The 22,104-nt window shown below is 70.5% G+C and carries 15 protein-coding genes and 1 pseudogene; 8 read left to right on the forward strand and 8 right to left on the reverse strand.

What is annotated here, in order from left to right; translation table 11 throughout:
• Positions 1-463 precede the first annotated feature (463 nt).
• The 4 genes from AB0F68_RS13860 to mshC all read left to right on the forward strand — a co-directional run bounded on the left by AB0F68_RS13860 (position 464) and on the right by mshC (position 3,992).
• A complete protein-coding gene (locus AB0F68_RS13860) occupies positions 464-1,177 on the forward strand; it encodes a histidine phosphatase family protein (protein ID WP_357336629.1) in 714 nt (237 codons plus the stop codon).
• 112 nt (positions 1,178-1,289) lie between these two features.
• Positions 1,290-1,871 carry a DUF3090 domain-containing protein gene (locus tag AB0F68_RS13865; protein ID WP_357336631.1) on the forward strand — a complete coding sequence of 194 codons (582 nt, stop codon included), beginning with the start codon at positions 1,290-1,292 and terminating at the stop codon, positions 1,869-1,871.
• On the forward strand, positions 1,868-2,686 hold the full coding sequence (locus AB0F68_RS13870; protein ID WP_357336634.1) for an SCO1664 family protein: 819 nt from the start codon (positions 1,868-1,870) through the stop codon (positions 2,684-2,686). The genes AB0F68_RS13865 and AB0F68_RS13870 overlap by 4 nt, the downstream gene beginning before the upstream one ends.
• 67 nt (positions 2,687-2,753) lie before the next feature.
• Positions 2,754-3,992 (forward strand): cysteine--1-D-myo-inosityl 2-amino-2-deoxy-alpha-D-glucopyranoside ligase, encoded by a 1,239-nt coding sequence (gene mshC, locus AB0F68_RS13875; RefSeq protein WP_357336636.1) that lies wholly within the window; start codon positions 2,754-2,756, stop codon positions 3,990-3,992.
• Between the two features lie 81 nt (positions 3,993-4,073).
• Here the strand turns inward: mshC and AB0F68_RS13880 are convergent, their stop codons facing one another.
• From AB0F68_RS13880 to AB0F68_RS13905, 6 genes are all read right to left on the reverse strand, one after another.
• Positions 4,074-5,120: an NlpC/P60 family protein gene (locus tag AB0F68_RS13880; protein WP_357336639.1), complete on the reverse strand. Its 1,047-nt coding sequence runs from the start codon at positions 5,118-5,120 to the stop codon at positions 4,074-4,076.
• 37 nt (positions 5,121-5,157) lie between these two features.
• Complete coding sequence (locus AB0F68_RS13885; RefSeq protein ID WP_357336642.1) at positions 5,158-5,643, reverse strand: poly-gamma-glutamate biosynthesis protein PgsC/CapC; 486 nt, start codon at positions 5,641-5,643, stop codon at positions 5,158-5,160.
• Positions 5,640-6,884: a poly-gamma-glutamate synthase PgsB gene (gene pgsB / locus AB0F68_RS13890; RefSeq protein WP_357336644.1), complete on the reverse strand. Its 1,245-nt coding sequence runs from the start codon at positions 6,882-6,884 to the stop codon at positions 5,640-5,642. Before pgsB ends, AB0F68_RS13885 begins: the two co-directional genes overlap by 4 nt.
• Before the next feature lies 1 nt (position 6,885).
• Positions 6,886-9,114, reverse strand: a complete 2,229-nt coding sequence (locus AB0F68_RS13895) for a HAMP domain-containing protein (RefSeq protein ID WP_357336647.1) — start codon at positions 9,112-9,114, stop codon at positions 6,886-6,888.
• Between the two features lie 334 nt (positions 9,115-9,448).
• Positions 9,449-10,594 (reverse strand): CapA family protein, encoded by a 1,146-nt coding sequence (locus AB0F68_RS13900; RefSeq protein ID WP_357336649.1) that lies wholly within the window; start codon positions 10,592-10,594, stop codon positions 9,449-9,451.
• A 54-nt stretch (positions 10,595-10,648) separates the two neighbouring features.
• Entirely contained in the window at positions 10,649-12,532 is a 1,884-nt protein-coding gene (locus AB0F68_RS13905; RefSeq protein ID WP_357336652.1) for a gamma-glutamyltransferase, read from the reverse strand.
• 586 nt (positions 12,533-13,118) lie between these two features.
• Here AB0F68_RS13905 and AB0F68_RS13910 point away from each other — a divergent pair.
• The 3 genes and pseudogenes from AB0F68_RS13910 (at position 13,119) to AB0F68_RS13920 (ending at position 16,490) form a co-directional block, all read left to right on the forward strand.
• On the forward strand, positions 13,119-13,730 hold the full coding sequence (locus AB0F68_RS13910; RefSeq protein ID WP_357336654.1) for a DUF6230 family protein: 612 nt from the start codon (positions 13,119-13,121) through the stop codon (positions 13,728-13,730).
• Positions 13,731-13,792: 62 nt separating this feature from the next.
• Positions 13,793-14,622, forward strand: a pseudogene (locus AB0F68_RS13915) (DUF6114 domain-containing protein); the annotation flags it as partial.
• Between the two features lie 1,160 nt (positions 14,623-15,782).
• Positions 15,783-16,490 carry a C39 family peptidase gene (locus tag AB0F68_RS13920; protein WP_357336656.1) on the forward strand — a complete coding sequence of 236 codons (708 nt, stop codon included), beginning with the start codon at positions 15,783-15,785 and terminating at the stop codon, positions 16,488-16,490.
• Between the two features lie 63 nt (positions 16,491-16,553).
• On the opposite strand, the gene AB0F68_RS13925 is transcribed toward AB0F68_RS13920, so the two are convergent.
• Positions 16,554-17,345, reverse strand: coding sequence for a GntR family transcriptional regulator (locus AB0F68_RS13925; protein WP_357336659.1), 792 nt, complete (start codon positions 17,343-17,345; stop codon positions 16,554-16,556).
• A gap of 112 nt (positions 17,346-17,457) precedes the next feature.
• The gene (locus AB0F68_RS13930; RefSeq protein ID WP_262286142.1) at positions 17,458-18,327 is read right to left on the reverse strand and encodes a PAC2 family protein; all 870 of its coding nucleotides are present in this window, start codon (positions 18,325-18,327) and stop codon (positions 17,458-17,460) included.
• Positions 18,328-18,588: 261 nt separating this feature from the next.
• Between AB0F68_RS13930 and metH the strand changes: the two genes are divergently transcribed.
• Complete coding sequence (gene metH, locus AB0F68_RS13935; RefSeq protein WP_357336662.1) at positions 18,589-22,104, forward strand: methionine synthase; 3,516 nt, start codon at positions 18,589-18,591, stop codon at positions 22,102-22,104.

Below are 22,104 nucleotides of genomic sequence, written 5' to 3' on the forward strand. Positions count from 1 at the left end.
CCGGGAGGGGGACGGGCGGCGCTGTAGGTGTCGGTGTGCAGGTCGCCTCTCGGCGAGTGGCACGACGCGGCTCCAGCCGGACGGTATTCCGCGAAGGCAATTTAGGTGAGGCCCGGGGACACTGGACACACCGACGCTCTGCACAACGGCCGGACCGGGTCCGGTGTTCCGGGCAGCGATGTGTCCGCCGTCACGCCCCGTCCGGTGGGCCCACGGCCGCTCGGCACCGCCCGATTCGCCGCCGCGCTCGGGCCGGTGAGCCCACGGCCGCTCGGGGCCGCCCGATTCGCCGCCCTGCTCGGCGCGGCCAGCTCGGCGCCCCGGCGCAGGCGGCGCCAAGTTCGAACGCTCGCCGCCGGTCCGGGCCGCACACGGCCAGATCGGGTAGCTGGCGCTGTCGGGCCGTCGCTGATACCGCCACATCCCGTGGCGAGAGTCGATCAAGGGGGTCGCAGCGCCTAGGGTGGTCTGCGTGGCGACCCTTCTGCTTCTGCGACACGGCCGGACCACCGCGAACGCCGACGGTGGCCTGGCCGGCCGGCAACCGGTCGAGCTGGACGAGACCGGGCGCGCCCAGGCCGCGGCGGTCGGCGAGCGACTCAAGGGGCTGCCCCTCGCGGCGGTGGTGACCAGCCCGCTGATCCGTTGCCGGCAGACGCTGGAGCTGGCCCTGCCCGGCGCCGAGCCGGCCGTCGAGGAGGGGCTGATCGAGTGCGGCTACGGCGCCTGGGAGGGGCAGCCGCTCAAGAAGCTGGCGAAGGAGCCGCTCTGGCCGGTGGTGCAGCAGCATCCGAGCGCCGCCGTCTTTCCCGAGGGGGAGTCGATGGCGGCGATGTCGGCGCGGGCGGTCGCCGCGGTGCGCGCCTGGGACACCCGGATCAGTGCCGAGCACGGGCCCGAGGCGGTCTGGTTGGCGTGCAGCCACGGCGACGTGATCAAGGCGATCGTGGCCGACGCGCTCGGCGTACACCTGGATCTGTTCCAGCGGATCGTGGCCGACCCGGCGTCGGTGACCGCGATCCGCTACACGCCGCTGCGGCCCTTCCTGGTCCGGCTCAACGACACCGGCGGCGACCTGGCCGGGCTGGTCCCGCCGCCGCGCAAGCGGCGCCGGCGGGCGACCAGGGCGACGGAGTCGGACGCGGCGGTGGGTGGCGGCGCGGGGGCGGCGCGGTGAGCGGCTGCGCCACGCCCGGGAACGGCGGCGGTCGCCCCTGGCGTTTCGCCCTGGGCGGATTCGGCGTCGGTGCGCTGCGCGACGGTTCCGCCCGCCGGATAGGGTCGTGGGTATGACCCACCAGGTGCACGCCTTCGAGCCGCCGGAGCGGTTCGTCGCCGGAACCGTCGGCCCGCCGGGGGAGCGCACGTTCTTCCTCCAGGCGCGCGGCGGAGGCCGGCTGGTCAGCGTCGCGCTGGAGAAGGTCCAGGTGTCCCTGCTCGCCGAGAAGCTGGAAGAGCTGCTCTCCGAGGCGCAGCGCCGGTTCGGCGTCGAGCTTCCGGAGGCGGCGGCCCCGGTGGCGGGCGACAACGACCCGCTCGACACCCCGGTCGACGAGGAGTTCCGGGTCGGCACCCTGGGCCTGGCCTTCGACGTGGACACCGCCACCGTGGTGATCGAGGCGATCGCCGCCGGTGAGACGGAGGTCGAGGTCGAGCTGGGCGACGCGGACGACGACACCGACGAGGACCCGGACGAGCCGGACGACGACCTCGACCGGCTCCGGGTCCGGTTGACCCCCGAGGCGACCCGCGCGTTCATCGAGCGGGCCCGCCGGGTGGTCAACGCGGGCCGGCCGCCGTGCCCGCTCTGCGGCCAGCCGCTCGACCCGGCCGGTCACCTCTGTCCCCGGCACAACGGTTATCACCGGTGACCTCGTCCGAACTTCAGCCCCGACAGGACGCCGCCGCCTCGTTGCGACTGCTCAGCGACGGTGAGCTCACCCTGGAGGGGCGGCTGGTCGACGCCTCCAACGCCACCCTGCGCGGCATCATCACCCTCGACGGGGTGAGCGCGCACTGCGTCTACAAGCCGGTCCGTGGCGAGCGCCCGCTGTGGGACTTCCCGGACGGGACGCTCGCGGGCCGAGAGGTCTCGGCCTACCTGGTCTCGCAGGCCACCGGCTGGGACCTGGTGCCGCCGACCGTGCTGCGCGACGGGCCGTTCGGTCCCGGCTCCTGCCAGCTCTGGATCGACGAGCCGGAGGACGCCGAGCCGCTGGTCGGCTTCGTGCCGGCCGAGACGGTGCCGCCGCGCTGGTTCCCGGTCGCCGCGGCCCGCGACGACGACGGGGCGGCGTACGCGCTGGCGCACGCCGACGATCCGCGGCTGGCCCGGCTGGCGGTTCTCGACTCGGTGATCAACAACGCCGACCGCAAGGGCGGTCACGTGCTCGTCGGCCCGGACGACCGGATCTACGGGGTGGACCACGGGGTCTGCTTCCATGTCGAGGAGAAGCTGCGCACCGTGCTCTGGGGCTGGGCCGGCCGGCAGCTCCCGCCGGACGCGGTGGAGATGCTCGACGGGCTGGCCGGCCAGCTCACCGGCGGGCTCGGTGACGAGTTGGCCGAACACCTCACCATCCGCGAGGTCGCCGAGGTGGCAGGCCGGGTGGACCGGTTGCGGGAGACCGGGCGGTTCCCGCTGCCGCCGGAGGAGTGGCCGGCCATGCCGTGGCCGCCGATGTGAGCCGCTGTCGCGTTGATCACCCGAGGCGTGCCACCCGAGCCCCTGACGGCTCGTTAGGCTTGCGGTCATGGAGTCTTGGGCGGGACACGAGGTGCCACGGCTGCCGGGCAAGGGCACGCCTCTGAGGTTGTACGACTCGGCGCGGCAAGGTCTCCACCCCAGTCAGCCCGACGGCGCGGCCACCATGTACGTCTGCGGCATCACCCCGTACGACGCCACCCACCTCGGCCACGCCGCCACCATGATCACCTTTGACCTGGTGCAGCGGATGTGGCGGGACGCCGGCCTGACCGTGCGGTACGTGCAGAACGTCACCGACATCGACGACCCGCTGCTGGAGCGGGCCGAGCGCGACGGCGAGGACTGGAAGGTCCTGGCCATGCGGGAGACCGCCCTGTTCCGTGAGGACATGGAGGCGCTGCGGATCATCCCGCCGGCGCACTACGTCGGGGCAGTCGAGTCGATCCCGGACATCGCCGACAAGGTGCAGGTGCTGCTCAAGGACGGCGCCGCCTACCGGCTCGACGACGGCACCGGAGACGTCTACTTCGACGTGGCCGCCGCCCCGGAGTTCGGCTACGAGTCCAACCTGTCCCGCGAGCAGATGCTGGAGATCTTCCCGGAGCGCGGCGGTGACCCGGACCGGGCCGGCAAGCGGGACGCGCTCGACCCGCTGCTGTGGCGCGGCGCCCGCGAGGGCGAGCCGTCCTGGCCGGGTGGCGAGCTGGGCGCCGGCCGCCCCGGCTGGCACATCGAGTGCGCGGTCATCGCGCTGAACCTGCTCGGTGACCGGATCGCCGTCCAGGGTGGCGGCAACGACCTGATCTTCCCGCACCACGAGTGCTCGGCGGCGCACGCCGAGCGGCTGACCGGCCAGGCCCCGTTCGCCGACCACTACGTGCACGCCGGCATGATCGGCCTGGACGGCGAGAAGATGTCGAAGTCTCGGGGCAACCTGGTCTTCGTCTCTCGGCTGCGGGCCGACCACGTCGACCCGATGGCGGTCCGGCTGGCCCTGCTCAGCGGGCACTACCGCAGCGACCGCTCGTGGACCGACGAGCTGCTCGGTGCCGCGCAGCAGCGCCTGGCCCGTTGGCGCCGGGCCGCCGCGGCCCCCGCCGGCCCGTCCGGGGAGGCGTTCCTGGCCGGGGTACGCGCCCGACTCGCCGACGACCTGGACACCCCGGGCGCGCTGGCTCTCGCCGACGACTGGGCCGACCGGACCCTGGCCGGCATCCCCGACGACCCGGAGGCCCCGGCGCTCTTCGCCGCCACGGTGGACGCCCTGCTCGGTGTCCGTCTTTGACGTCGGGACCGTCGACCCACCGGGCCTCCCAGGGGCCCGGTGGGGACTGGCCCACGTGTTTTCGGTGACTTTCCGCGCGGATCAGATCCTGCGGGCGGTGCGCCACCTGTCCGGCCAGTAGCCGACACCGTCCAGGAGTGGTGCACCGGAGAGGTCACCCATGGTGGGACCGTCGGTCTGGGACCGGCTGGAGATGAACCGGTGGTGCCCGCCGTCGTCGATGCCGAGATAGATGCCCGAGTGGTCGATCTGGCCGGTCGGTACCGGCTGGGCGTTGAAGAACACCAGATCACCGGGAAGCAGCCGATCGATTCCTCGGGCCCGCTGGCCGGAGTTGGGCATCAGCTGGACACCTGGGCCCACCTCGGCCATCGCGTACGCTCGGCGCGGAAGACCGGGGCCCGGGTTGTTCGTACCGAGCAGCGGATATCCGAGCCGGTGACCGTAGACCATCCGCAGGAAGCCGGAGCAGTCCAGCGCCAGCTGGCGCTGCGGCTCGGGCATCGCGCTCTTGCCGTCGATGAACGACCACGCCTGACCCAGGTAGTCGTAGAAGTCGGAGCGCTCCTGGCGACCGTCGGGGTCCGCGGGGTCCGGCGGCCCGAACGACGCGTCACCGGAATACTGCTGTCCCTGGTTGTCCTTCTTCACCGGCGCCCCGTCGACGTATTCGAAGGCGATCGCCAACACGTCCGGTGAGCGATCCTTGCGGGCCGCCGCGAACCAGTCGATGAACCATTGCTCCTGTTCGGCGCCGGCATGCCACGCCTGGGGGGCGAGCCGAACCCACATGTCGGTCTCGATCTTCGCATCCGTGAAGCGCGGCTCCTCGAACGTCCGGGACGGGCCGTGGATGTGCGCGGTCCGTGCACCATCGGTCATGATCGCCACCGGCTGCCCGGAGGAGTCGATGATCTCCGTACGGTCCGGTTCGCTCGACCGCTGGTAGGTGAAGCCCGACACGCCCCGCGCCTGACCGTCGGCCTTCGCCGCGCCCAGGGTCAGCTCGGGTTCGTCGCCGGGCGACGGTCGCGCCACGACGTAGGTGAGGGTACTTACGGCGATCAGCAGGACGAGCCCGGCGATGCTCAGCAAAGCGGGCCTGCGGAGATGCGTGCGGAAGCTCATTCCTGCTTCTCCTTTCGGGGCTGCGTCCGAGGGCAGGTCAGGTCACCGGCACGAATCCGGCGACAACTCCGCTGTAGGCGATGCCGAACGTGATCGCAGTCACGACGACGGTCGCCAGGATCGTGGCCCTGGGCGGCTGACGCACGAGCTGGTACGCGATGAGCCCCGGGATGACGAAGCCCAGCGTCTGGTGGGCGAACAGGAGCGGGAGGTCACGCTGGACGATGACGAACATGGTCAACTGGAGAATGACACTGACCAGTACGATCGCCGCGAACAACCGCTTCCCGTAGAGGATGATCACTCGGTGCATCAGCCGGGCGATGAGGTAGGTGACAATGGTCACCGCCACCACGATCACCGCCTGCAGCTGGTCCTCGATGAGGGTCAACGCGATCCAGCCCGGGGTGATCATTCCGCCGGGCGAGAGGTTGGTGGTCAGGTAGCACAGCAGCGCGAACACCAGGCCGATGCCGAGGCTCGCGGTGGCCATCTGGGCGCTCAGTTCTCCGCCGAAGGTCATCGCTGAATCCCTTCTTCGATCGGCTTCCGGACCGTCGTGGAGGCGGTCGGTGAGCCGTCCTCGCAGGTCCAGCCGGGCAGTTCCGCCAGCTGATGGACCAGCACCTCACCCTGCCCGTGGATGTTCCCGACGGCGACGATGGAGGAGTCGTTCGGGGTTGCTGCCGTCACGCTCTCGAGCAGGCTGCCCGGGTCGGGCTTGCCACCGAGGTCGACGATCCGGTCCTGAAGCTCCGCGGGCACGGCCGTACGGGCGCTCTTGGTCACCTCTCCGATCAGGATGATGGTCTCCGGTCGCACCCGGCCGCTCAACTCGCCCATCTGGCCGTTGCGTTCGATCCGGTCCGGCCGGCAGTTGATCACCATGGTCAGCGGACGGGTGATGAGTTGCTGGTCCTCGAGTTGCTGGATGTTCATGAAGGTGGACTCGGGGTCGTTGGCGGCGAAGATGTTCGCGAACCGGAACCGCTTGTCGCCGTGCATCACCCGCGCCACGGAGAGCACGCCCGGGTCGGGCGGCGCCTCCCACATGCCCTTGAGCGCGCTCTGCCTGTCGATACCCAGCTCGCCGGCCACGGCCAGCGCGATGGCGACGTTCTCCTTGAAGGTGATCCAGCCGAATCCATTCATCTCGTGGTCGCTCACCGAGTCAGGGTCAACCGCGATGAGGCGGCAGTCGCGCCGGTCGGCTTCTTCCTGCAGGATGGCAAGGCGTTCTCGCTCAGCGGTGACGCAGACCCCACCGACCGGCATGGATCGGCTCAGGGAGCGGGCGACATCGTCCAGCGTGGGCCCCATCTCCATCAGATGGTCCTCGCGCACGTTGCACAGCACCCCGATGTTGGACCGGATCAGTTTGCTCTGGTTGACCTCCTGCAGCGCCGGCATCACGGCCATGCACTCCATGACCAGAGCGTCCGGGTGGTAGACGGCGGCTCGACGCACGATGCCGATCTGCTCGACCACATTGGCGATGCCGAACTTGCGGTGCACCGGCTCTTCGCTGGCGTCCGGGAAGATGAAGCGGGCCGCCGTGCCGGTGGTCTTCGCCACCACCACGCGGTCACCGCCGCGCAACGCGCCGGCGCAGAGCCGGGTGATCGAACTCTTGCCCCGAATACCGTTGACCAGCACGCGGTCCGGAATCTTGTTCAGGTTGCGATAGTGGTTGCGCTGCTCGACGATCCCGGCGACGAACAGCGCCCCACAGCAGAGGACGAAAACGACGTAGAGGTATGCCACGTCAGCTCCTTTCGTCTCGATCCTCGGGGCGGGCCTCGGCTTGCTCGCCGTACCAGAGCGTGGACCGATCGGCTTCGGCTTGGGGCGGAACCTTGGGGAGTACGACGGTGCGGTCCTCGTCCGTTCCGCGCAGCCGGCTCGCACCGCCCAGCCGGCTGGACCCGGTGTGCCGGACCTGACGGCAGACCTCCAGACACATCGCCAGCGCCCCGATGTCGTCGTGCCGTTGTGGCGAGATCGGCTCCTCCACCATTCCGTCGCTGATCCGGTCGGCCTCGGTGGCAAGCCGACGCAGTGGCCGCGCGAAGACGAAGTACTGCCACACCTGGGTGAGCATTACGACGCCTGCCGTGGCGCCGGCCACGAGCAGAGTCCATCGTCGCCCGTCGCTCTGCGGCAGCCGCAGGCCGGCCAGGTCCTGCTCCACCACCAGCGACCACTTCAGCGGAGCAACCGAGTTGGGCTTGTTCAGGCCGGCGGCGGCGATCAGAGCCGGCGCTCCGTCGGGTGCCTTGGCCATTCCCACCGTGCCGCCCTTCAGCGCCTCGGCGGCGGCAACACGTGCGGTGCCCTCCAACTGCTGGAAGGCGCGGAAGCCGTTGGAGTCGAAGACCGTGCGCAGATCCTCGTCGACGACCCGGACCTGCCCGTCCACCGCGCGCAGCATCTCCAGCAGGTAGTCGATGTCGAACTCACCGACGGTTGCCACCCCGTCGGGGGCGACCCGAAAGGCGTACACCAGCGGCACCCGCCCGGTTTCGTCGTCCAGGTCGATGCCGGTTTCACCGCGCAACGGCTGCTTCCGGAGCGGCTCACGTCCCTCGGACCCGACCACCGATCCGCTCGGATCCATCAGGTAGAGGCTGCGGAACCGGTGATTGTCGTCCATCTCCTGCTTCAGGAGCGGGGCCACGTGGGCCGCGTCCGGCGCTGCCTCAGCCGCCTGGGAGATCCGGGTCACCGTCTGCAGGCCGTTGTTCAGCGCCTTGCCCATGACGTTGCTCGCCGCCTCGGCCCTGCTCTCCTCGTCCCGGACGAGCTGGTTGGGGATCGGCGGTTCAGGTGCGCCGAGTGTGTACGCCGCCGCCGCTGCCGGCCAGAGCAGAGCGATGACGGTGGCCAACGCCAAGCCCTGGTTGACGGTGGGGCGCCACTGCCACCGCCACCGTTTGCGGCGGGTGGTGGCAGACGAGGGGTCGGCGGACGTCAGGGCCAGCGCCCGGGCGATGCGGTGGGCCTCCGCCACGCGCAGCGGGTCCCGCTTGGTGGGGACCTCGCCACACGCGTTGGCCTTGGCGCGCTTCAGCAGCGACCGCACGGGGCTGACCAGCGCCAGCCGCATCAGCAGGAAACTCGGCACCGCCAGCGCCAGCAGGGTCAGGCCGAGCAGGAAGCCGCGGATGGTGGAGGTGCCGCCCGTCTCGTCGGCGACGATGAGGGTGGCGACCGTTGCCCCGGTGTCCCCCACCGGAGCCGAGGAGACGACCAGTTGCTTGTTCACCCATTCGGTCACCCTGATCGGGTGACCCTCGGCGGACTGGGACTGCGCCAGCCCCCGGAAGAGCACCGGTAGGTGGACGTCGGGTACGGCGCTGACGCCCTGCATCAGGGTGCTCTTACCATCCGGTGTGATCAGGAAGATGCCCTGTCGGGCGTTCGGGTTGAGCCGGAGTTCGTCGATGTCGAGCGGTTGCGTCGCCAGCAGGGTTCGCGAGCCGTCCAGCGCGATGCTTCGGACCAGCGCCGGCCCGTTGGGGGTGGTGAGCGGAATGGTGTCCTTGACCGGCAGCGTCGGTGGCAGCAGCTCCACGGGCACGCCGGTGCCGGCGGTCACCAACGGGCGGCGAGTGGCCGTCTCCACGATCGCGGCCCCGTTCCACTCCGTCCCGTTTCCCACGACCTGCTTGAGGAAATCGGCGTCGGGCGTCGCGGGGGACCGCGTCGAGATCCGCTGATCGAGGTCCTCCACGTAGTGGTTGATGGTCAGTCGCATGCTGGAAGCGACCTTCGACACGTTGTCCCGCTGCGAATTGACCACGGCCGGGGGGACGCCCCGTTGACTGTTCACGGCGAATCCGAGCACGATGGCCGCCGCCAGGCACATGACCGTCCAGAGATACACCAGCGACGGCTTGCCGGAGCCTGCGGGAAATCCGGCGGCCGGTAGCTGCTGGTCAAGCGCGCGTCGCCGCCAGGGAACCACCTGCTCCTGCGGCGGGTCGGAGGGCACGGACGCCACCCGCGCCCGTCCGCGAAATCGCGACTTGTTGCGACTCCGGTCAGGCGTGGGCTGTCCGCCTCGGCTCTTTCTCTTCATGGCAACCCTTCGCTCTCGACATCGAAGTTGCGGCGACACCGAAGGTGCGTGGTCCATCCCGATCGTCGAACGCGGCAGGGTGAGGAGGCTTCACCCGGCCGGGATGAACCCGAGGCGAGGCCGAGCTTCCGCCGGGCCCGGACCTGCCGACGGCACCGAGCGGTAGGACCCGATGGTCGGACGTTGCCGGGTGAACGAACCTCACCCGGCGGAGATGAATCGTGTTCCCGGCTTGGCAGACACCATGTCAACGCTGCACGTGAAGCCCGGCGGCGATCGCGCCACGGCTGTCGAGATGGCCGGCGATCCGATCCTGGGCCGCGGTGTAGCGGGCGCGGCGTCGGTCGCCGGCGGGCAGGTGGTGGAGGGTCCGGGCGAGGTCCACGACCCGGATTGTCGGTTCGAGGGAGAGCCAGATGGGGATGGCCACGGCGTTGGTAACCACCCACCGCCGGTTGGGCTGCTCGGTGAAAGTGAACTCGGCCAGGACCCCCTCCCGGTTGGCGTCCCTGGGAAAATCGTGGCGGGCGAGGGTGTTTCCGACGCCGTACGCGATCCACTCCTCGCCGACCCGTTCGAAGGGCTGCACGACGTGGGCATGGTGACCGATGATCAGGTCGATGTCCGGGTCGGTGATGAGCTGTCGGGCCAGGGACAGTTGCTGGCCGTCGGGGGCGTTACTCATCTCGGTGCCCCAGTGGACGGAGAGCACGACGATCTGTGCGCCGGCCTTGCGGGTAGCGGCCGCGGCGGTGCGGATCGCGGCGACGTCGACGCGGTTGGCCAGCCAGGCCTTGCCGGCCGGCGGTTTCAGGCCGTTGAAGTGCATCGCCCAGGAGAGGTGACCGATCTTGACGCCGTTGACCTCGTAGATCGTCGGGGTGGCCTGCTCGGCGGCACTGCGGAAAGTGCCGGTGTGGCGCAGACCCGCCGCGTCGAGGGCGTCGAGGTTGTCGTACACGCCTTGCTCGCCCTGATCCAGCGAGTGGTTGCTGGCGGTGGAGCAGGCGTCGTAGCCAGCGGTCCTGACTGCGGCGGCCAGATCGGTGGGGGCCTTGAAGCGTGGGAAGTCCCTGGGTTCGCCGGGCCCCAGAGGGGCCTCCATGTGACAGATGGCCAGGTCTGCCGACTCGACGTCGGGGCGGATCGAGGCGAAAATCGGGTCGAACTCGTACCCGGCGCGGCCGGCCGCCTCGGCGTCGGCCCGCGCCTGCCGCCACGTCGGCGGGTGCACGAGAATGTCACCGGAACCCAGGATGCTGACCTGGCGGGGTGTGCCCACCGCCCGTTGCACGGTGGTCGCCGCAGATTGCGGTGACAGTCGCTCGCGAGCGAGGTCAACGCCCTGCGCCCACCCGCCGGCCGGGTCTACGACCAGCGCGGTGACCAGCATGACGCGGACGACGAATGCACGCATCAGGTGCTCCCTTCCCCGCGGACGACGGCCCTAACGCCCGGCCGCGGAGCCATCCCTGCGCTGGTCCGCCGCGCCCAGAAGTTCGTTCCCGCGAACCTCGATCGCGGTGAGGCCACTGTCGAGTGGCATGACCCTGGGGCAGGGATGCTCGCGCGTCAGGAGGTCGGCCAGATTCACCGCGATCCGCCTGCCCGATTCGAGCTCGGAGGGCGCGTCCCGCTCCCCCTGGCACTTGCGCGTGATGTCCTGACCGCTGTAGTGGCCCTGGTCGAGCGCCTGCGCCGGGCTCATGCCGTCGACGATCACCCCTACCAGCGCCTGTGTGACGTAGTCGGGAATGTGCGAGCCGCCGGCAGCGCCGATCACGAGCCGCAGCTTCTTCCCCTCGCGGTCGAGCACGATCGTCGGTGCCTGCGAGGCAGTGGGTCGCTTCTTCGGTTCCTGGACGTTCACCGGCTTGCCGGGTGAGACGGACTCCGTGTCCGTGAAGTTGTTCAACGCGTTGTTGAGCATCATCCCCCGTGCCTCCAGGTGGGACCCGAAGTGGGTGTTGTTGGTGGTGGTCATGGACACTGCGTCACCGGCGGCGTCGACGATGCTCGCGTTGCTCGTCGGATCACCGATGTCCGTCGTCGCGGGTTGATCGCTGACGGACGGTCCGGGTGGCAGCACCCCCGGGGGGTTGCCCGGTTCGACCGGGTGGATCGCCTTGTCCGGGGAGTAGAGGGCGAAGCGACTGTCGAGATACTTGGCGTCGAGCAGCCCGGCAACGGGCACGGCTTGGAAGTCCGGGTCGCCCACGTACGCGCGGCGGTCGAAGTTCGCCAGGCGGCTGGCCTCGATCGAGAGGTGGATGCGGTCCGCCGAGCCGGGCTTGGTCCGGCGGACCTGGCCGCGTTCGAGCAGGCCGAGCATCTGCAGGGTGGCCACTCCGCCGAACGCCGGCGGCGCCGAGGTGCACACCGACACGTCGAATGCCTTCCGGCACACCTCGGGGCGCTCCACCGGTTCGTAGTCGGCGAAGTCCTGGGCCGTCATGAGACTGGGGATGACCACCGGACCGGCGGTGTTCCCTTTCAGCTTGATCGGGCCCTTGGCCGCATGTTGCGCGATTGCCGGCGCAATCTTGCCCTTCGGGTCGTAGAAGGCGTCCGCACCTCCGTCCCGCACCTCTCGTAGCACGTCCGCGAGTTCGGGGTTGTACAGCGTCGTTCCCTCCGGCTTCGGTTCGTCGCCGTTGCAGTAGCGGGGGCGCAGGTCGGGGTAGTTGCAGCGCTTCCGTCCGTTGAAGCGCTGCTTGAAACCGCCATGCAGGCTGGGGGACATGGGGAAACCGTTTGCGGCCAGCCGGATGGCGTCGTCGAAGAGTTGATCCCACGAAAGTGCGCCGTACTCGCCGTGCACCGTCGCGAGCACCCGCAGCGTGCCCGGAACACCGAACGACCGTCCGCTTGCACCGGCCGCATTGGGGAAGCGGTCGATACCGAGTGCCTTGCGCTCCTGCTCGGTGGGCGTCCTGACATTCTCCGTCGCATTCTTCGGGGCGCTGGACAAGCCGTCGAAGAATCGGACCTTGTTCTTGTCGGAATCCCAGTAGCTGATCAGTGTGCCGCCGGCCAGCCCGGAGGCGTGTGGCTCCACGACAGCGAGCACCGCCTGAACGGCTACCGCCGCGTCCGCGGCCCTGCCACCTTGGGCCAGGATCTTGCAGCCCGCCTCGACGGCGAGCGGGTTGGCGGCCGCCACCATGAACTTTGTGCCGACCGCGTCCGCCTTCCGACCGGTCGACGGATTCACGCACGATCCGGGGGGCGGCGCGACCGTACTCGCCCCGGTGGCCTCCGTGGACAGGGCCGGCAGGATGAGCGTCAGCACCAGCGCGGGAAGGAGGTAGCGCCGCTTTCGTGCGTACATACAACAACCTCTTCCGATTGATGCGGGAACGGGTCGTCGCGCTGAAACGCCATGAAGCTCGCGGCAGGAATCGCCGTCTGTTCTCCGATGTCCGGCCTGTCAGCTTCCCTCAGGGGCATGGACTCGTGACGAACGGATCCTGAGTCGCATCAGGACCCTCCCTTTGCGGACGGCGTTGAGGCGACGGCGCAGTCCGCGGCTGGCACATCGGCTGCAGGCGTGCACGGACGTCGGCTCACCGACGCGAGGCGGGGTCGACACCGGCATCATGGTTCGCGGTCGGGTGACTGCGCAGGGCATCGCGAGAAGTCGTGGCTTCCGGGACGGACGTGTCCCAGGTCCGCAGTTGTCCGGGATGCCCGTCGGGAAGCCGTTGTGCGCCGGGGGCCGCCTACGCACCTCACTCTCAGTAAGGAATCGACTCTCGCACGGCTACATCGTGTTAGCTTCGGGTAAGCGGCGTCTCCTGACGCGTGCCGCGGGCCGGAACCATCTTCGTATCTCCGTGACCTGCCCGTGAGCTGGTGACGGACCTTGTCCGAGCCCACCCGGCCTCCCGGCGCGACATCCACCATGAGGAGGAATCGTGCAGGAGCGAGTCGACACCCTGGGCCGTACTCGGTGGCGCCGGTTCGCCGCGCTGGCGCTACCGGCGACCGCCATCGCCGGCGCGATCGTGTTCGGCATGGCGCACAGTGCCATGGCCGCCTCGTTCGCCGTCTCCGGCCAGACGTTCAAGGTCTCCGCCTCGGAGCTGCGCGGTGAGGGATTCGTCCAGTACGGCGGTGTCGCGGAGGAGATCGACGGCACGAAGCATCCGGTGGCGGTCACCGGCATCCGCCGGGCGCAGCTCTTCGACCTCTGCCAGTCGGTGAAAACGCCCGGCGCTCCCGTAGTGCTCACCATCACTGCCGGCGGTGGCGGTAGGCCTGCCACCGCGAGCGATCTCTTGATCGATGTCGAGTCGCTCGAGGGTGACGTCGAGTTCACCAACATCCACATAGGACAGGACGCATCGACGCTTGAAGGCGGGCCGGACGGCGCGAAGGGTGGCCGGAAGGCCTTCGGCCAGCAGGCTGACGCGGTAACGATCAAGAACCTTCGCCAGGTGGCCCGCTCCACCCAGGCCGGGACGTTCAATCTCACCGGACTGAAGCTCAAGGTCAACGTCGGTGCGGCCGCCAAGGAGTGCTTCTGAGCTGATCACCGCCCTCCGTGAGGTGGTGGCTGCGCTCGACCCCTCACTTGCAGGAGGCAAAGGTGACAAGCGCCGAACCCCGACACGCCTCGCCGAAGCGGATTCCCGTCCCTTGGCGCGGCTTCCGCCGCTGGCGGCGGACACGGCCGTTCTGGGGCGGGCTGCTCACCGCACTGGCCGGTCTGGAGATCTTCGGCACCACCCAGATGTCGCTCGCAGGTCTCGCTTTCCAGATGGGGCCGACCGGTTTCCTGTCCTGGCTGATCCCTACCATCCTGGTGACCTGCGGGTTGCTGATGTGGTTCAAGCTGCAACACCGGATCCTCTACGCCGTGGTCGCCGCGGTGACCGTGCTCTTCTCGCTGATCGGGGTGAACCTCGGCGGCTTCTTCATCGGTCTGCTGCTCGGCCTGGTTGGCAGCGGCCTCGGCTTCGCCTGGGTGCCGGACACGCTCCGGACCGACGCACTCGGGAACGAACCAGCCGGCGACGGGACGGCGCCGGACGAGGCGGCCGGCGACGGGGCGGCCCGGGACGAAGCGGCCCGCGACGACGCGACGGCGGGGGACGGGACACCGGACCATGGGACGGGGTGGGACGAGCCGCCGCCCGGCACGGAAGCCGACCTACCGGCCCCCGACGCAGCCCCGAGCGCGCGCAGCCGGCCCTCGTCCACGAGCTGATGTTCGGGTGCGACCGGATGCGGCCTTACGTCTCCCCGCCGTCGCCTGGCGGGTTCGGCGAAACCGCAGGGGCCGGGACGTGCCGGCGGGCGGAGGGGCCGGAGACCGCGCGCCGGGGGCCCCGACCGGCCGATCCGCGGTTCATCGCGTTGCTGCTCGGGATCTCCGCCGCGGTGGCGCTGGCCGCGCCCGGCCCGGCGCGAGCCTCCACCGTGCCCGCCCCAACGTTGGACGGGCCCACCTGCCCGACCCGGCGGGCACCGAGCGGCCTGCCGAACGCGAACCGGCTCGCGCCGACCGGCGCGGCCCGCCCATCCTCGATCAGCGCAAGCGGGTACGCCAGTGTGCACGACATCCTCATCCTCGGCGGGATCGGTGACCGGTCTGACGGCGGCGAGCACGACGATGAGCGGGCTGCGGCCCCGCCGGAGCCTGCACCGACCCCCAGCCCTGGGTCGCCCCCCACCGCGCTGGCCGGCCCTCCGCCGAGGGATGCCGCACTCGACTGCCCCCATCGCGAGGCGACCCCGACGGGCCCCGAGGAGGCAGGCAAGCCGTTCCCGCACCTTCCCGCCGAGCCGGGGCAGCCGGTGGTGGCGGAGACCCTGTCCACCATGACCGGCTCGACGGTGACCATGACGGGACTCCGCATCCAGGGGATCGTCGACCTGCCCACCGCCGGCGGCACTGTGCGGGTGTTGAAATTCAGCATGGACCGGGCGATCACCGAAGACTTCCTGCTCCGTGTGCCGGGCCCGGCTGGACGTACCACGCGGTTGGCCACCGACCGGCTGACGCTGAGCGGTGGGGCAGCCGTCTACGCCACCCGTTTCGTCGGACGGCTGCCCGGTGTCACGATCACGCTGACTCCGGACCTGCCCGTCCCCCACGGGATCCTCACCAGCTCGCCGGCCACGATCACGTTCAGCGATCCGGCGATCGACCTGGCCTTCATGACCAGCCACTCGCTGACCGCCCGGCCAGCGCTGAAGCTGACCTTGGACTGACGCGGTGCAGGTCGCGGACTCCTCCTGCCCGTCCATACCCCTGGCCTGACCGACTGACATCCAGCTCTTCATCGTTTTCCCGCCCCGTTCCCGAGTAACCGTCGCGCCGTCAGCGGGCTTGCGCGGAGGCCGATGGTTTGACCCGCATTCGACCGGAAGATCCGGAGTCGCCTGTCCGGGTTCGCCCGCGATCTTCCTGATCGCGGGCGCCCTCTCTACCCCAAACGGATCGCCCCGCCCACGTGTTTGCGGAAAACCGCCCCGCTCGCCCTTCTACTCGGGTAGGTTGTGGCGTTTTCTGGATCGGGCCGCGGGTAAGCGGCGGGCGACAGCCGAGAAGCCAACCCGATGGGAGCTTCACGATGAAGTCGATTTTCCGCAAGAGCGTGCTGTCCGTTGCCGTGCTGGCCAGCGGGACCGTCGCTGGTCCGGCGATCGCTACCCAGGCGACTGCCGGTCCGGTGACGGCCGTCCGGCCTGCCCAGGTCGAGACCAAACCGGCCTACGCTGAGCAGGCCCAGCCGCCGCCGCCTCCTCCGCCCCCGTCGCCTCCGCCTCCGGCTGACGAGGCCAGGCGGGTGCTCCACTACGACTATGAGCGACAGCCGAACTCTTACTACTGCGCGCCGGCCGCAACTCGGATCGCCCTGTCAACGCAGGGCAAGGTCGTGAGCCAGCGAGAGGTCGCCGACAAGCTGCACACGACCCGGGCCGGCACCAACTCGGTCAACGACACCACCCGGGTGCTCAACGACTTGACCAGCGGTGGCTACCAGACCACCGAGATCAAGGGCGCCGAGGCCGAACCGGCTCAGGTGGACAAGCTGCGTGTCGATGTGGTTGAGGCGGTCGACGCCAAGCGCGGCGTCGTGGCCAACATCATGGGCACCGCGGTCGACACCCAGGGCAACCAGTACTCGTACGAGGGCGGACACTATCTCACCATCGTGGGTTACCGCGACGGCGGTGAGACGATGAAGATCGCCGACCCGTACGACGCGACCAAGCACTACTGGATGAGCGACGACAACGTCGCCGACTGGATCGCCGAGCGCGGCTACTCCAGCTGAGCCAACTCAGGCACACAGGACGGCCGGGTCCCGGGAAGGGATCCGGCCTTCTTGCGCCTCAATTCAGCCGAGGACCAGGCCGGGATCGGGGTCCTGGTCCGGTGCGGGGGCGGGGATCCGATACTCCTCGGTGAGGGTGGTCATCGGCCCCGGCCAGGTGGCCTGGGCGACCTCGATCGCCTTGCGCCGCTCGTCGTAGGCGACGTGCAGCAGGTGCAGCACCGGGGTATCGGGCCGGATCTGGAGGATCTCCGCCTCCTCCCGGCTGGGCTGGCGGGCGCTGATCGTGTCGGTCGCGGTGTGGTACCGCCGGCCCGTTGCCTCCTCGGCCTCCTGGTAGAGCGGGCGGCCGAACGCCTCGGCCCGCTCGAGCGAGGTGCCGGCGGTGTCGGCGGGCAGGAACCAGGAGGCGCCCACCTCGACGGGTGAGTCGTCGGTGCGGACGAGGTGCCGCCGGCAGAGCAGTTCGGTGCCGTCGGCCACCCCGAACGCGTCGGCCACCTCGGGCGGGGCGGCGGCGCGGCCCACCGAGACGAGCTGCTGGCGGTACCGGGCGGCCAGGTCGGTGTGGTAGCCGCGGAAGCCGCCGTACCGGCCGCGGGAGAGCCGGTTGAGCCGGCGCCGGGTGCCGCGGACGTACGTACCGGAGCCCGGCTTGGTGATCAGGATGCCCTCGACCCGCAGCTGGTCGACGGCGCGCTGCACGGTCTGCTTCGCCACGCCGAACATCTCGGCGATGGCCGGGATGGACGGCAGCCGCTCGCCCGGGCCCCAGTCGCCGCGGCGCACCTGGGCCTTGAGCTGCGCGGCGATCTGCCGGTGCGGGAACTCGGCCGCGCCGGGATTGATCTGCATGCCCGCCTCCTCGTGACAGCTAGGTTCCTAGGATGCCGTAGGGGACGTGACCTCGCCACCCCGGACACGAAGAAACCGGGCCCTCGGCGGGACCCGGCTTCTTCGGAAGGTGCTACCAGGAGCCGGCGGTGGGGCCGGCGGAGCCGCCCCGGCGGCGCAGGTACTTTTCGAACTCCTGGGCGATCTCGTCGCCGGTCAGCGGGGTGATGCCGGCGTCGCCGACCCGCTCCTCCAGCTCACGGACGTACTCGCCCAACTCGGCGTCCTGCTCGGCGGCGCTGCGCACCCGCTGCTCCCACTCGGCGGCCTCCTCGGCCAGGTCGGCCATCGGCACCGGCAGGTCGAGCACCTCCTCGACCCGGTGCAGCAGCGCCAGGGTGGCCTTGGGGCAGGGCGGGTTGTTGGCGTAGTGCGGCACGTGCACCCAGAACGACACGGCGTCCACCTCGGCTCGGCTGCAGGCGTCGTGGAGGACCCCGACGATGCCGGTCGGCCCGTCGTAGCGGGTGGGGGTGAGCTGGTAGCGCTTGGCGGCGTCGGCGTCCGAGGCGCTGCCGCTGATCGGCAGCGGCCGGGTGTACGGCACGTCGGCCAGCAGCGCGCCGAGCAGCACCACCCGCTCGACCTCGAGGCTGTGGCAGATCTCCAACACCTGCTCGCAGAAGGTGCGCCAGCGCATGCTCGGCTCGATGCCGCGGATCAGCACCACGTCCCGCTCGGTGCCCTCGGGGCTGGCCACCATGAACCGGGTGGTCGGCCACTCGACCCGGCGGGTCTCGCCGTCGGCCATGGTGATGGTCGGCCGGCTCACCTGGAAGTCGTAGAAGTCCTCCGGGTCCAGCTCGGTCACCTGCCGCGCCTGCCAGACCTGCTCCAGGTGCTCCACCGCCGCGGTGGAGGCGTCGGCGGCGTCGTTCCACCCCTCGAAGGCCGCGATGGCGACCGGGGACCGCAGCACCGGCAGTCCGTCGAACTCGGTCACGCCGTCACCTCACCCTGCTCGTCGCGAGCGGCGCCCGGGCGTCGCCCGGCCGTCCGCCCGCCGTGCACGGTCGCGTCCCTGTTGTCCTTCACGTCCGCCAGCCTACGTGCCGCCGCCGGGCGCGGCCCGTCGGCCGCGCCGGTCACCCGGCCCGACCACTCGGGCGAACCGGATGAAAGGTACGCGGTGATCCCGCTGACAGTATGTGGGAAGGCGAGGTTGCGGTGACCCGTCGACGCCGCGCCGCACTAACCTGGCCCTGTGCGGATTTCGTTGCTCGATGTGCTGGCCGACCGGATCCTCATCGCCGACGGCGCGATGGGCACCATGCTCCACGCCGCCGACCTGACCCTGGACGACTTCGAGGGCCTTGAGGGCTGCAACGAGATCCTCAACGTCACCCGCCCGGACGTGGTCCGGGGCGTGCACGAGGCGTACCTGGCCGCCGGCGCGGACTGCGTGGAGACCAACACCTTCGGCGCCAACCTGCCCAACCTCGCCGAGTACGGCATCGCGGAGCGGATCCGCGAGCTCTCCGAGGCGGGCGCGCGGCTCGCCCGGGAGGCCGCCGACGCGTACGCGACGCCCGAGCAGCCGCGGTTCGTGCTCGGCTCGATGGGCCCCGGCACCAAGCTGCCCACCCTCGGGCACGCGGCGTACGCGACCCTGCGGGACGCGTACCAGGAGAACGCCGCCGGGCTGATCGCCGGTGGGGCGGACGGGCTGATTATCGAGACCTGCCAGGACCTGCTCCAGGTCAAGGCGGCGGTGGTCGGCGCGAAGCGCGCCCGGGCGGAGCTGGGGCGGGACGTCCCGATCATCTGCCAGGTGGCCGTGGAGACCACCGGCACCATGCTGCTGGGCAGCGAGATCGGCGCCGCGCTGACCGCGATCGAGCCGCTCGGCGTCGACCTGATCGGCCTCAACTGCTCGACCGGCCCGGCGGAGATGGGCGAACACCTGCGCTACCTGTCCCAGCACTCGCGTATCCCGGTCTCGGTGATGCCCAACGCCGGCCTGCCCGTGCTGACCGCCGACGGGGCGTACTTCCCGCTGACCCCGGTCGAGCTGGCCGACGCGCTGGACCAGTTCGTCACCGACTACGGCGTGGCCCTGGTCGGTGGCTGCTGCGGCACCACCCCGGAGCACATCCGGGTGCTCGTGGAGCGGCTGCGCGGGCGGCGGCCGGTGGCCCGGGAGCCGCGCCCCGAGGCCGGCGTCTCCTCGATCTACCACCACGTGCCGTTCGCCCAGGACGCCAGCATCCTGATGGTGGGGGAGCGGAGCAACGCCAACGGCTCCAAGGCGTTCCGCGAGGCCATGCTCGCCGCCGACTGGCAGGCCTGCGTGGAGATCGCCCGCGGCCAGGCCCGGGACGGCTCGCACCTGCTGGACCTCTGCGTCGACTACGTCGGCCGGGACGGCACGCAGGACATGCGCGAGCTGGCCGGCCGGTTCGCCACCGCCTCCACCCTGCCGATCATGCTGGACTCGACCGAGCCGGCCGTGGTCGAGGCGGGGCTGGAGATGCTCGGCGGCCGCTGCGTGGTCAACTCGGTCAACTTCGAGGACGGCGACGGCCCGGAGTCCCGCTACGCCCGGGTGATGCCGGTGGTCCGGGAACACGGCGCCGCCGTGGTGGCGCTACTCATCGACGAGGAGGGCCAGGCCCGCACCCGGGACTGGAAGGTACGCGTCGCGGGTCGGCTGATCGACGACCTCACCGGCCGGTGGGGGCTGCGCCGGGAGGACATCCTCATCGACGCGCTGACCTTCCCGATCGCCACCGGCCAAGAGGAGACCCGCCGCGACGGGATCGAGACGATCGAGGCGATCCGGGAGATCGCCGCCCGCTACCCCAGGGTCAACTTCACCCTGGGCATCTCGAACATCTCCTTCGGCCTGAACCCGGCGGCCCGGCAGGTGCTCAATTCGGTGTTCCTGCACGAGTGCGCGCAGGCCGGCCTGACCTCGGCGATCGTGCACGCCAGCAAGATCCTGCCGATGTCGAGGATCCCGGACGAGCAGCGCGAGATCGCGCTCGACCTGGTCTACGACCGGCGCCGCGAGGGCTACGACCCGGTGCAGCGGTTCATCGAGGTCTTCGAGGGCGTCGACGCCGCCTCGGCGCGGGCCACCCGGGCCGAGGAGTTGGCCGCGCTGCCGCTGGACGAGCGGCTCAAGCGGCGGATCATCGACGGCGAGCGCAACGGGCTGGAGGCCGACCTCGACACCGCGATGGCCGAGGGGCGTACGCCGCTGTCCATCATCAACGACCTGCTGCTGGACGGCATGAAGGTGGTCGGTGAGCTGTTCGGTTCCGGCCAGATGCAGCTGCCGTTCGTGCTCCAGTCCGCCGAGGTGATGAAGACCGCGGTGGCCTACCTGGAGCCGCACATGGAGAAGACCGACGACGACGGCAAGGGGCGGATCGTGCTCGCCACCGTCAAGGGCGACGTGCACGACATCGGCAAGAACCTGGTCGACATCATCCTGTCCAACAACGGCTACGACGTCGTCAACATCGGCATCAAGCAGCCGATCAACGCGATCCTCGACGCCGCCGAGGAGCACCGCGCCGACGCGATCGGCATGTCCGGCCTGCTGGTCAAGAGCACGGTCATCATGAAGGAGAACCTGGCCGAGATGGCCGCGCGCGGGGTCGCGGAGCGCTGGCCGGTGCTGCTCGGCGGCGCGGCGCTCACCCGGGCGTACGTGGAGGACGACCTGCGCTCGGCGTTCCCCGGGCAGGTGCACTACGCCCGGGACGCGTTCGAGGGGTTGTCCCTCATGGACCGGGTGATGGCCGCCAAGCGGGGCGGCGCGCCGGTGGTCGACCCGGACCGGGAGGCCGCCCTGGCGGCGCGCCGGGAGCGGCGGGAGCGGCAGCGGGCGCTGGTCCGCGAGGCGCTGCCGGAGCTGGACGACGCGTCGGTCCGCTCCGACGTGGCCGCCGACGTGGAGGTGCCCACCCCGCCGTTCTTCGGCACCCGGGTGGTCAAGGGCGTGCCGCTGGCCGACTACGCGGCGCTGCTCGACGAGCGGGCCACATTCCTGGGCCAGTGGGGGCTGCGCGGCGCCCGGGGCGGCAAGGGCCCGTCCTACGAGGAGCTGGTGGAGACCGAGGGGCGGCCGCGGCTGCGCTACTGGCTGGACCGGCTCATCGCCGACCAGGTCCTCGAGGCGGCCGTGGTGTACGGCTACTTCCCGGCGTACTCGGAGGGCAACGACCTGGTGATCCTGGACGAGAACGGGCACAGCGAGCGGGCCCGGTTCTCGTTCCCGCGTCAGCGGCAGGAGCGCCGGCTCTGCCTGGCCGACTTCTTCCGCCCGCAGGGCGAGCAGCTGGATGTGGTGGCGCTGCAGCTGGTCACCGTGGGGCAGCCGATCAGCGAGTACACGGCGAAGATGTTCGCCGGCAACGAGTACCGCGACTACCTGGAGGTGCACGGCCTGTCGGTGCAGCTCACCGAGGCGCTGGCCGAGTACTGGCACCGGCGGATCCGTTCCGAGCTGGTCCTGCCGGGTGGGCGTACGGTCGCCGACGAGGATCCGGCGGACCTGGCTGGTCTGCTGCGCACCGACTACCGGGGCTGCCGGTACGCGTTCGGCTACCCGGCCTGCCCGGACCTGGAGGACCGGGCGAAGATCGTGGAGCTGCTCGGCGCCGAGCGGATCAACGTCCAGCTCTCGGAGGAGTTCCAGCTCGTCCCCGAGCAGGCCACCGACGCGATCGTCGTCCACCACCCCGAGGCCAACTACTTCAACGCCAAGTGA

It is taken from the genome of Micromonospora sp. NPDC023966, assembly GCF_040639095.1.
Lineage (GTDB): Bacteria > Actinomycetota > Actinomycetes > Mycobacteriales > Micromonosporaceae > Micromonospora.

Excerpts from the sequence above, each read along its gene's own strand:
- AB0F68_RS13865 (WP_357336631.1), top strand. The coding sequence starts at position 1,290 with ATGACCCACCAGGTGCACGCCTTCGAGCCGCCGGAGCGGTTCGTCGCC.
- mshC (WP_357336636.1), top strand. The coding sequence starts at position 2,754 with ATGGAGTCTTGGGCGGGACACGAGGTGCCACGGCTGCCGGGCAAGGGC.
- AB0F68_RS13880 (WP_357336639.1), bottom strand. The coding sequence starts at position 5,120 with ATGAGCTTCCGCACGCATCTCCGCAGGCCCGCTTTGCTGAGCATCGCC.
- AB0F68_RS13885 (WP_357336642.1), bottom strand. The coding sequence starts at position 5,643 with ATGACCTTCGGCGGAGAACTGAGCGCCCAGATGGCCACCGCGAGCCTC.
- AB0F68_RS13900 (WP_357336649.1), bottom strand. The coding sequence starts at position 10,594 with ATGCTGGTCACCGCGCTGGTCGTAGACCCGGCCGGCGGGTGGGCGCAG.
- AB0F68_RS13905 (WP_357336652.1), bottom strand. The coding sequence starts at position 12,532 with ATGTACGCACGAAAGCGGCGCTACCTCCTTCCCGCGCTGGTGCTGACG.
- AB0F68_RS13920 (WP_357336656.1), top strand. The coding sequence starts at position 15,783 with ATGAAGTCGATTTTCCGCAAGAGCGTGCTGTCCGTTGCCGTGCTGGCC.
- AB0F68_RS13925 (WP_357336659.1), bottom strand. The coding sequence starts at position 17,345 with ATGCAGATCAATCCCGGCGCGGCCGAGTTCCCGCACCGGCAGATCGCC.